Consider the following 10,067-nt stretch of genomic DNA (forward strand, 5'->3'; position numbering starts at 1 on the left):
GCCCCGCCGGCGTTTGAGGCGCGGGCGCGGAGCGCCGTGTGGTGAGCCGCGCCGGGGCGCGGGCCGGACACCGCCCGGGTTTCTCTCAGCCGCGCCGGCGCCTGAGGCGGGAACGGTGCAAGGGCGGGCAGGGGACCCGCTCCGCGCAGCGGCGGCCCCGGCCCCGGGCGCGCGCGGTGGCTCGCTCGAAGGGCCGGGGCCGCCGGGCCACCGGGTCAGAAAACGCGTTACTGGAGGGCCGATTCGTCGCAGCGGGCCACCCACGCGGCGAAGGACTCCGCCGGCCCGCTCCGGGAGGACAGGTAGCTGCGGGTCAGGCGCTCCACGTAGTCCGGCAGGTCCGCCGCCGTGGTCTTCAGCCCCCGCACCTTCATGCCGAAGCCGCCCTCCTGGTCCGCGGCCAGCGCCAGGCCGCCCCCCAGGTGCACCTGGAAGCCCTCCACCTGCCGCCCGTCCTCGTCCGCGACGAGCTGCCCCTTGAGCCCGATGTCCGCGACCTGCGTCCGCGCGCACGAGTTGGGGCAGCCGTTGACGTTGATGCCGAGCTGCACCTCCTCCCCCGCGAGGCGTTTCTCCAGCTCCGCGACGAGCGTCGCCGCCCGCTCCTTCGTCTCCACGATCGCCAGCTTGCAGTACTCGATCCCGGTGCACGCCATCGTGTTGCGCCGCCACGGCGACGGCCGTGCCTGGAGCCCGATCTCCGCCAGCTCCGCCACCAGCGGCTCCGGATCCGCCACGTCCAGCACCAGCAGCTTCTGATACGGCGTCAGCCGGACCCGCCCGCTGCCGTGCGCCTGCGCCAGGTCGGCCAGCGCCGCCAGCCGCGTCCCCGACAGCCGCCCCACGACCGGCGCGGCCCCCACGTACGACAGCCCGTCCCGCTGCGGGTGTACGCCGATGTGGTCGATCGGCTCCGGCGGCAGCTCGGGCGCCGGGCCGTCCAGCAGCGGCCGGCCCAGGTACTCCTCCTCCAGCACCCGGCGGAACTTCTCCACGCCCCAGTCGGCGATCAGGAACTTCAGCCGGGCCCGGCTCCGCAGCCGCCGGTAGCCCCAGTCGCGGAACAGCCGCGCCACCGCCACCCACACGTCCGGGACTTCCGCCAGCGGCACCCACACCCCCACGTGCCGCGCGAGGACCGGCACCGTCGACAGCCCGCCGCCCACCCACATGCCGAAACCCGGCCCGTGCTCGGGGTGGACCGCGCCGAGGAAGGCCAGGTCGTTGATCTCGTACGGGATGTCCGGCAGCCAGGACACCGCCGACTTGTACTTGCGCGGCAGGTTCGACAGTGACGGGTCCCCGATGTACCGCTCGGCGATCTCCCGTACGGCCGGGGTCGCGTCGAGCACCTCGTCCGCGCCCACCCCCGCCACCGGACTGCCCACGATGACGCGCGGGCAGTCCCCGCACGCCTCCGTCGTGGACAGCCCGACCGCCTCCAGCCGCCGCCAGATCGCCGGCACGTCCTCGATCCGCACCCAGTGCAGCTGGATGTTCTGCCGGTCGGTGATGTCGGCGGTGTCGCGGGCGTACCGCGTCGAGACGTCCGCGATGGCCCGCAGCTGCGCCAGGTCCAGGGTGCCGCCGTCGCTGCGCACCCGCATCATGAAGTGCTCGTCCTCCAGCTCCTCCGGAGCCAGCGAGCCGGTCTTGCCGCCGTCGATGCCGGGCTTGCGCTGCGTGTACAGGCCCCACCAGCGCATCCGGCCGCGCAGGTCGTCGGGGTCGATGGAGGCGAAGCCCTCGCGGGCGTAGACCCGCTCGATGCGCTCGCGCACCAGCAGCGGATCCTCGGCCCGCTTGAACTCCTCGTTGGCGTTGAGCGGTTCCCGCTGGCCCAGCGCCCACTGCCCCTCGGGGCGCTGGGCGGCGGCGGGCCGGGCGGTCCGGGCGGTCCGGACCGGTGGCACGGCTGTTTCCGTCATCTCCGTGTGCTCCTACGTGGGGTGGGGGAGGGGGGATCAGGTGGTGCCGAGGCCCGCGACGGGGACGATCATCCCGCTGGGCAGCCAGCTCGTGGACTCCTCGTGGTGGTGCGCGCCGCTGCCCGGTACGTAGAGCACCGCCGTGGCGTAGAGCCGGGCGGGGGCCGGGCCGGCCGATCCGCGGGCCGCGCGCCAGGCCTCGTACCCGGCGGCGGTCGGGATCTCGCCCGGCAGGCGGCTGCCGAGCGCCGTCAGGTACTCCACCGCGGCCGGGCTGTTCGGCGCGTACCGCAGCGCGATGAGCTGGCCCGCGCTCGGCGACAGCAGCGGGGCGGTGAACAGCCAGGGCGCCAGGTAGGTGCCCTCGGCGGTGGTGCGGCCCGCCGCGACGTCCCGTACGGCGGTGTCCGCGCCCGCCCAGCCGGCGGTGACCACCAGCGGCTGCCGGCCGGAGCCCGGCGCGGATACGGACAGGCCCGCCCGGGCCGCCGCGGCGCGCACCTCGGCGGCCGCCGCCCGGCCGCGCGGCGAGGCGTCCTCGGCGAGGGCCAGCGAGCGGGCCCCGCGCCCGGCGAGGAAGCCCACGGTGTCCCGCAGCGCGGCGGCGTCCGCCTCCGTGAGCCGGTCGGCGGGGCAGCCGGCCGGCGGCCGCGCGCTGCCCCCGACCACGGCCCCGACGGCGGCGCTCGCGCACTCCGGCCCGTCGGCGCCCCGCACGTCCGCGCCGCCACCCTCACCGCCGCCCGCCCGGCCCGTGTCCACGGCCAGCGGCGCCGAGGCCCCGCCGGTGGAGACCCACACCCGCCCGGGCCCGGCCGGCAGCTCGACCGGCACCCAGGTCAGGGCCGACCCGGGCCGCCGCTCGCCCTTCGTCAGCCGGTCCCGGCCGGTCCCGGCGGCGGCGTCGGGGGCGCCGACGGCCACCAGGTTGTACCCGGGGCGGTTCGGCACCACCAGCACCGGCACCGTGCGGGCACCCACCACGAGGGAGTCGAGCAGCACCCGCCCCGCCACCGGCCGGGCCGGCCCGGGGGTGAGCAGCGGGCCGCCCCACACCCCGGCCAGGACCGCGCCCGCCACCGCCACGGCGAAGTACGCCGTGGCGGTGGCGCGCCGGCGCAGCAGCCGGGTCCGCAGGAGCAGCAGCAGGCCGAGCGCCAGGGCGGCGGTCAGGACGACCGCCGCCACGAGGACGGTGTTCACCGTCGGACGACGCTGTCGCTGACCACGAACAGCACGCCGTGCGGCTGGCTGTCGCCGAAGTCGCCGTGCGGCCACGAGGCCCGGTTGAAGCCGACGCAGGGCTTGCCGGTGTTCTCGTCGCGGAAGGACCGGTCGAGGGAGACCCGGCCGCGCCGGTCGAGGTCGAACATGCACACCCGGTGGTCGCCGCCGCCGCCGAAGGACCCGGCGACGAAGTAGTTGGCGACCGCGATGCGGCTGACGTCCTGCGTCTCGCGGTAGACGCCGTCCGCGCCCCGCTTGAAGTTGTCCATGGCGCCCCAGTGCGGGCCGCCGGCGCTGACGTCGCGGATCGGCACGGTGCTGACCAGCTCCGGGCAGTCCCGCTCGTGCCCGCCCCGGCTGGCCTCGGCGAGCTCGTCGACCGAGCACCGGGCGCCGTTCCCGGCCGCGAGGAGCTTCTGGATGTCCAGGACGTAGATCATGCCCGTGGTCTGGTCCAGCGGCTTGCCGTACGGCACGGACTGGCCCATCACCGTGTGGAAGAGGAACCGGTCGTCGGGGCTGACGGCCAGCCAGCTGCCGTTGTCCCCGCTGCCGGTGACGCTCTTGTCGTTCTGGAAGGACCGATAGGCCGTCGTGTCGTCGAAGACCTCCTTCCACTGCGGGTCGGGCGCGGTGATGTCCGGGGTGTAGAAGACGGCCCCGCCGGCCATGGAGGACACGAACGCCCCCTTGTGGCCGGGCCGGTTGGTCAGCGCGGTCTCCATGACCACCCGGGACTCGCGGAAGAAGGCGCGCTGTTCCAGCGCCCCGCGCGGACCGTCGGCGACCTTGGAGACCGAGCGCAGCGTCGGATCGTCGCGGTGGGTGATGTCGAAGACGCGGACGGTCTGGCGGGCCAGGTTCTCCGTCAGCACCGAGTCGGGCGTCATGAAGTTGCGGGCCTCGGCGAAGTCGCTCGCCACCATGATGTTCAGGTCCTCGCGGACGGCCACGCCGTGCGGGTTGGCGCAGGTCGCGGCGGGCAGCGCCGGGACGTTGCCGCACTGGGCCGGGTCCTCGCCCGCGGCGGTGGCCGCCGGGATCTCGGCGAGCGTCCTGCCGTCCTGGCCGATCCGTACGATCTCACCCGGCGAGCCGGCGGCGCCGTTGCCGACGCGGACCTGGCCGTTGGTGTACGTACAGGGGCCGGTGACGTTCGGACCGCCCATGTACGTGCCGTACGCGGTCCCGTCGCTCAGCACCTGGTAGGCGTCGGGCAGGGTTCCGCAGGGGGTGTCGACGGTGGTGTTGACCCCGGCGATGGTCAGCGCGGGCAGCGCCTTCGCGTCGAAGACGAAGGTGGTGTCGCTCATGATGCCGCCGGCGTAGATCCGGTCGCCCTTGTGCCACACGTACTGCATGTGGTGCGGCTCGTTGCCGTTGTTCGGGCCGACGGTGACGGTGTTGGCGACCTTGCCGTACGTGGGGGAGCCGGGGGTGGCGTCGATGACGGTCAGGAAGTCGGGCGCGGGCTGCTTGGCCGGGCCGGACCAGACGAGCATCCACTGCCGGGCGGGGCCCTTGGCCGCCGCGACCAGGTGGTTGGTCGCCGAATAGGTGACGCCGTCGGTGCCCTGGAAGGTGGAGGTCCAGGTCACCGGCGTGCCGGCGGCGGCGGGCTCCGCTCCAGTGAGCATGGAGGCGGTGAGTCCCACCGCCGACAGACAGAGTGCGAGGCGGCGTATCAGCCTTCCTCGGCGCAGTCTTTGCAGGCTCATTTCTCTGTATGCCCTCTCCGGGGGAAGTCGGCGCGAATGCGTAAACCCATTCGGCATGATTTCCGGCCCACTATGGCACGAGGGCGCTGGCGGTCCGCTGATCGGAGACTTACCGCTCGCTGACCGCCTACCGTAAATCCCCTTAAAGTCGGGAAACCCCAGCTGAGGGGCCTGGATTGGCCCTTCGGCCGAAAATGGCCGCGATCAGCGAACGGTCAGTGCTTTAGGGGTCAACATTGCTAATCTCGGCGCAACGAATTCTGTCCGTGCACCACTTCTCCCTTGCGTAAGGAGCTGCCGGATGGCCGATCTCGAAAAACTGGCAGAACGGGCCGGACGGGAACTGGAAAACGCCTCCGCGCCGGAAATCCTGCGGTGGGCGGCCGAGACCTTCGGGAGGAAGTTCTGCGTGACCTCCTCGATGGAGGACGCGGTCGTCGCGCACCTGGCCTCCCGCGCCTTCCCGGGTGTGGACGTGGTGTTCCTCGACACGGGTTATCACTTCGAGGAGACGATCGGGACGCGGGACGCGGTGGACGCGGTGATGGACGTGAACGTCATCACCCTCACCCCGCGCCAGAGCGTCGCCGAGCAGGACGCCGCGTACGGCGCCCGGCTGCATGACCGTGATCCGGACCTGTGCTGCGCGCTGCGCAAGGTCAAGCCGCTGGAAGAGGGCCTGACGGCGTACGAGGCGTGGGCGACGGGTCTGCGCCGGGACGAGTCCCCGACCCGGGCGAACACCCCGGTGGTGGGCTGGGACGAGCGGCGGCGGAAGGTCAAGGTCTCCCCGATCGCCCGCTGGAGCCAGGGCGACGTGGACGCGTACGTCGCGGAACACGGTGTGCTGACCAACCCGCTGCTGATGGACGGCTACGCCTCCGTCGGCTGCGCCCCGTGCACCCGCCGGGTGGCGGCGGGCGAGGACGCGCGGGCCGGCCGGTGGGCGGGGCGGGGCAAGACCGAGTGCGGACTGCACGGCTGATGACGACGAGCGAAGAACCAACGGAGAAGAAACAGATGAGCGTGAGCGACCAGGGCGCCACCGTGTGGCTGACCGGGCTGCCGAGCGCCGGGAAGACCACCATCGCCTACGCGCTGGCCGAGCGGCTGCGCGCCGGGGGCCACCGGGTGGAGGTCCTGGACGGGGACGAGATCCGCGAGTTCCTCTCGGCCGGGCTCGGTTTCAGCCGTGAGGACCGGCACACGAACGTGCAGCGGATCGGCTTCGTCGCCGAGCTCCTCGCACGCAACGGCGTCAAGGCCCTGGTCCCGGTGATCGCGCCGTTCGCGGACAGCCGGGAGGCCGTCCGCAAGCGGCACGCGGCCGAGGGCACCCCGTACCTGGAAGTGCACGTCGCGACCCCGGTCGAAGTCTGCTCCGTACGTGACGTGAAGGGCCTGTACGCCAAGCAGGCGGCGGGCGAGATCACCGGGCTGACCGGGGTCGACGACCCCTACGAGGCACCGGAAACCCCGGACCTCCGTATCGAGTCGCACACGCAGTCCGTCCACCAATCCGCGGCGGCGCTCTTCGCGCTGCTCGACCAGAGGGGTCTCGCGTGACCGTCATTCCCCTGCACAAGGCGGCCAGGGCCTTCAGCCATCTGGACGCGATGGAGTCCGAGGCGGTGCACATCTTCCGTGAGGTGGCGGGGGAGTTCGAGAAGCCGGTGATCCTGTTCTCCGGCGGCAAGGACTCCATCGTCATGCTGCACCTGGCGCTGAAGGCGTTCGCGCCCGCGCCGGTGCCCTTCACGCTGCTGCACGTCGACACGGGCCACAACTTCCCCGAGGTCCTGGAGTACCGCGACCGCACGGTCGCCGAGCACGGCCTGCGCCTGCACGTGGCCTCCGTCCAGGAGTACATCGACGCCGGGACGCTCCGCGAGCGCCCCGACGGCACCCGCAACCCGCTCCAGACCCTCCCGCTGACCGAGGCGATCCAGCGGCTCAGGTTCGACGCCGTCTTCGGCGGCGGCCGCCGCGACGAGGAGAAGGCCCGCGCCAAGGAGCGGGTGTTCAGCCTGCGCGACGAGTTCTCCCAGTGGGACCCGCGCCGCCAGCGCCCCGAGCTGTGGCAGCTCTACAACGGCCGCCACGCCCCGGGCGAGCACGTGCGCGTCTTCCCGCTGTCGAACTGGACCGAGCTGGACGTGTGGCAGTACATCGCCCGCGAGGGCATCGCACTGCCGCAGATCTATTTCGCCCACGAGCGCGAGGTCTTCCAGCGGGGCGGCATGTGGCTGACGGCCGGCGAGTGGGGCGGTCCCAAGGAGGGTGAGACGCCCGAGACGCGTCTCATCCGCTACCGCACCGTCGGCGACATGTCCTGCACCGGCGCCGTCGACTCCGACGCCGCCACGCTGGACGCCGTGATCGCCGAGATCGCCGTCTCCCGCCTCACCGAGCGGGGCGCGACCCGCGCCGACGACAAGATGTCCGAGGCCGCCATGGAAGACCGCAAACGCGAGGGGTACTTCTAGCCATGGGCGTCACCACGCTGCTGCGTTTCGCGACCGCCGGTTCCGTCGACGACGGCAAGTCCACCCTGGTCGGCCGGCTCCTGCACGACTCCAAGTCGGTCCTGACCGACCAGATGGAAGCCGTCGAAGCCGCCTCCGCCCGGCGCGGCCAGGAAGCCCCCGACCTCGCCCTCCTCACCGACGGCCTGCGCGCCGAACGCGAGCAGGGCATCACCATCGACGTGGCCTACCGCTACTTCGCCACCGCCCGCCGCCGGTTCATCCTCGCCGACACCCCCGGGCACGTGCAGTACACCCGCAACATGGTCACCGGCGCCTCCACCGCCGACCTCGCCGTCGTCCTGGTCGACGCCCGCAACGGCGTCATCGAGCAGACCCGCCGCCACGCCGCCGTCGCCGCCCTCCTGCGCGTCCCCCACGTCGTCCTCGCCGTCAACAAGATGGACCTGGTCGGCTACGAGGAGAAGGTCTTCGCGGCGATCGCCGAGGAGTTCACCGCCTACGCCTCCGACCTGGGCGTGCCGGAGATCACCGCGATCCCGATCTCCGCCCTGGCCGGGGACAACGTCGTCGAGCCCTCCGCCCACATGGACTGGTACGGCGGCCCCACCGTCCTCGAACACCTGGAAACCGTCCCGGTCAGCGAGGAGCTCACCGCCGCCCACGCCCGCTTCCCCGTCCAGTACGTCATCCGCCCGCAGTCCGCCGAGCACCCCGACTACCGGGGCTACGCGGGCCAGATCGCCTCCGGCGTCCTGCGCGTCGGCGAAGCCGTCACCGTCCTGCCGTCCGGCCGCACCAGCACCATCGAAGCCATCGACGCCCTGGGCACGCCCGTGGACACCGCCCGGGCCCCGCAGTCCGTGACCCTGCGCCTCGCGGACGACATCGACGTCTCCCGCGGCGACCTCATCGCCCCCACCGCCGTCGCCCCCGCCCCCACGCACGAGGTGCTCGCCACGGTCTGCCACGTCGCCGACCGCCCCCTGACGGTCGGCCAGCGCGTCCTGCTCAAGCACACCACCCGCACCGTCAAGGCGATCGTCAAGGACATCCCCTCCCGGCTGACCCTGGACGACCTCTCCCCGCACCCGGACCCCGGCCGGCTCGTCGCCAACGACATCGGCCGCGTGGTCGTCCGGACCGCCGAACCGCTCGCCCTCGACGCGTACGCCGCCTCCCGCCGCACCGGGTCCTTCCTGCTCGTCGACCCGGCCGACGGCACCACCCTGACCGCGGGCATGGCGGGCGAGGCCTTCACGGAGCCCGAATGGACCGCCTGACCACGCCCCGGCCCCGCCGCCCCGGCCCCGCCGCGGCCCTCCTGCTGCTGCTCGCCGCGGCCCTCACCGCCTGCGGTTACGGGTCCCGGCCCGATCCGGTCCCGGTCGCGGCCCGGGCCCCCGCCGGGGCGGCGGGCGCCCCGCTCTCGGCGGGCTCCGTGACCCTCGGCTACTTCCCCAACCTCACCCACGCCACCGCCCTGGTCGGCGTACGCGAGGGGCTGATCCAGCGGGAACTCGGCGGCACCGCCCTGAAGACCACCACCTTCAACGCCGGGCCGGCCGCGATCGAGGCCCTCAACGCGGGCTCCGTCGACCTCGCCTTCATCGGCCCCTCACCCGCCGTCAACGGCTACGCGAAGTCCGGGGGGCGGAACCTGCGGATCGTCTCCGGCTCCGCCTCGGGCGGCGTCAAGCTCGTCGTGAACCCGGACAGGATCAGGACCCTCGACGACCTCAAGGGCCGGAAGATCGCCACCCCGCAGCTCGGCAACACCCAGGACGTGGCCTTCCTCGACTGGATCGCGGCCCGGGGCTGGAAGGTCGACGCGACCAGCGGGAAGGGCGAGGTGTCCGTCGTCCGCACCAACAACACCATCACCCCCGACGCCTACCGCTCCGGCGCCGTCGACGGCGCCTGGGTGCCCGAGCCGACCGCGTCCAAGCTGGTCGCCGAGGGCGCCACCGTCCTCCTCGACGAGAGCGACCTGTGGCCCGACCGGAAGTTCGTGATCACCAACGTCGTCGTGTCGCAGAAGTTCCTGAAGGCCCATCAGGACGTGGTCGAGGCCCTGCTCAGGGGCACGGTGAAGACCAACGAGTGGATCAACGCCCACCGGGACGAGGCCAAGGCCTCGGCCAACGCCGCCCTGAAGACCCTCAGCGGCAAGGAGCTGGAGCCCGAGGTCATCGACCGCGCCTGGCCGTCCGTCCTCGTCACCGACGACCCGCTGGCCGCCACCCTCACCGCCCAGGCCGACCACGCCGTCGCGGCCGGCCTGCTGGAGCGGCCCGACCTGTCCGGCATCTACGACCTCGGGCCGCTCGACACGGTCCTCGCCTCCCTGCACAAGCCCCCCGTCACCCCGCCGGGCCCGGGCCTCGACGATCGAAGGAGGTGACCCGCGATGGCGACCGTCCTGGTCGGCGCGGAGCACACCACGGCCCTCGCACGGGCCGTTCGCATCGCACACGTCTCCAAGTCCTTCCCCGGTCCCGCCGGACCCCAGCTGGTGCTGGACGACATCAGCCTCGACGTCGCCCCCGGCGAGTTCGTCACCCTCCTCGGCGCCTCCGGCTGCGGCAAATCCACCCTCCTCAACCTGGTCGCCGCACTGGACACCCCGACCGCCGGAACCGTGTCGACCGAAGGCCGTCCGGCCCTGATGTTCCAGGAGCACGCCCTGTTCCCGTGGCTCACCGCGG

9 protein-coding genes are annotated in these 10,067 nt (G+C 73.1%); 6 read left to right on the forward strand and 3 right to left on the reverse strand.

Going from position 1 to position 10,067, the window contains the following annotated elements; translation table 11 throughout:
* Positions 1 to 227: 227 nt before the first annotated feature.
* From ACZ6ZT_RS34770 to ACZ6ZT_RS34780, 3 genes are read right to left on the reverse strand one after another with little or no spacing between them, the layout of a single operon-like run.
* Positions 228 to 1,928, reverse strand: coding sequence for a nitrite/sulfite reductase (locus ACZ6ZT_RS34770; protein ID WP_469724436.1), 1,701 nt, complete (start codon positions 1,926 to 1,928; stop codon positions 228 to 230).
* A 36-nt stretch (positions 1,929 to 1,964) separates the two neighbouring features.
* Positions 1,965 to 3,131 carry a hypothetical protein gene (locus ACZ6ZT_RS34775; RefSeq protein ID WP_469724438.1) on the reverse strand — a complete coding sequence of 389 codons (1,167 nt, stop codon included), beginning with the start codon at positions 3,129 to 3,131 and terminating at the stop codon, positions 1,965 to 1,967.
* On the reverse strand, positions 3,128 to 4,792 hold the full coding sequence (locus ACZ6ZT_RS34780; RefSeq protein WP_469724440.1) for a hypothetical protein: 1,665 nt from the start codon (positions 4,790 to 4,792) through the stop codon (positions 3,128 to 3,130). The genes ACZ6ZT_RS34775 and ACZ6ZT_RS34780 overlap by 4 nt, the downstream gene beginning before the upstream one ends.
* 382 nt (positions 4,793 to 5,174) lie before the next feature.
* Between ACZ6ZT_RS34780 and ACZ6ZT_RS34785 the strand changes: the two genes are divergently transcribed.
* From ACZ6ZT_RS34785 to ACZ6ZT_RS34810, 6 genes are all read left to right on the forward strand, one after another.
* Positions 5,175 to 5,858, forward strand: coding sequence for a phosphoadenylyl-sulfate reductase (locus ACZ6ZT_RS34785; protein ID WP_469724441.1), 684 nt, complete (start codon positions 5,175 to 5,177; stop codon positions 5,856 to 5,858).
* 35 nt (positions 5,859 to 5,893) lie between these two features.
* The gene (cysC, locus tag ACZ6ZT_RS34790; RefSeq protein WP_469724442.1) at positions 5,894 to 6,439 is read left to right on the forward strand and encodes an adenylyl-sulfate kinase; all 546 of its coding nucleotides are present in this window, start codon (positions 5,894 to 5,896) and stop codon (positions 6,437 to 6,439) included.
* 50 nt (positions 6,440 to 6,489) lie between these two features.
* Entirely contained in the window at positions 6,490 to 7,359 is an 870-nt protein-coding gene (cysD, locus tag ACZ6ZT_RS34795; protein WP_469724447.1) for a sulfate adenylyltransferase subunit CysD, read from the forward strand.
* A gap of 2 nt (positions 7,360 to 7,361) precedes the next feature.
* Positions 7,362 to 8,642: a sulfate adenylyltransferase subunit 1 gene (locus ACZ6ZT_RS34800; RefSeq protein ID WP_469724443.1), complete on the forward strand. Its 1,281-nt coding sequence runs from the start codon at positions 7,362 to 7,364 to the stop codon at positions 8,640 to 8,642.
* Positions 8,630 to 9,763 carry an aliphatic sulfonate ABC transporter substrate-binding protein gene (locus ACZ6ZT_RS34805; RefSeq protein ID WP_469724444.1) on the forward strand — a complete coding sequence of 378 codons (1,134 nt, stop codon included), beginning with the start codon at positions 8,630 to 8,632 and terminating at the stop codon, positions 9,761 to 9,763. Before ACZ6ZT_RS34800 ends, ACZ6ZT_RS34805 begins: the two co-directional genes overlap by 13 nt.
* A 6-nt stretch (positions 9,764 to 9,769) precedes the next feature.
* Positions 9,770 to 10,067: ATP-binding cassette domain-containing protein (locus ACZ6ZT_RS34810; protein ID WP_469724445.1), on the forward strand; the 298-nt coding region annotated here is incomplete at its 3' end.

The organism is Streptomyces sp. NPDC102258 (assembly GCF_055584685.1).

Excerpts from the sequence above, each read along its gene's own strand:
- ACZ6ZT_RS34770 (WP_469724436.1), bottom strand. The coding sequence starts at position 1,928 with ATGACGGAAACAGCCGTGCCACCGGTCCGGACCGCCCGGACCGCCCGG.
- ACZ6ZT_RS34780 (WP_469724440.1), bottom strand. The coding sequence starts at position 4,792 with ATGCTCACTGGAGCGGAGCCCGCCGCCGCCGGCACGCCGGTGACCTGG.
- ACZ6ZT_RS34785 (WP_469724441.1), top strand. The coding sequence starts at position 5,175 with ATGGCCGATCTCGAAAAACTGGCAGAACGGGCCGGACGGGAACTGGAA.
- cysC (WP_469724442.1), top strand. The coding sequence starts at position 5,894 with ATGAGCGTGAGCGACCAGGGCGCCACCGTGTGGCTGACCGGGCTGCCG.
- cysD (WP_469724447.1), top strand. The coding sequence starts at position 6,490 with ATGGAGTCCGAGGCGGTGCACATCTTCCGTGAGGTGGCGGGGGAGTTC.
- ACZ6ZT_RS34800 (WP_469724443.1), top strand. The coding sequence starts at position 7,362 with ATGGGCGTCACCACGCTGCTGCGTTTCGCGACCGCCGGTTCCGTCGAC.
- ACZ6ZT_RS34805 (WP_469724444.1), top strand. The coding sequence starts at position 8,630 with ATGGACCGCCTGACCACGCCCCGGCCCCGCCGCCCCGGCCCCGCCGCG.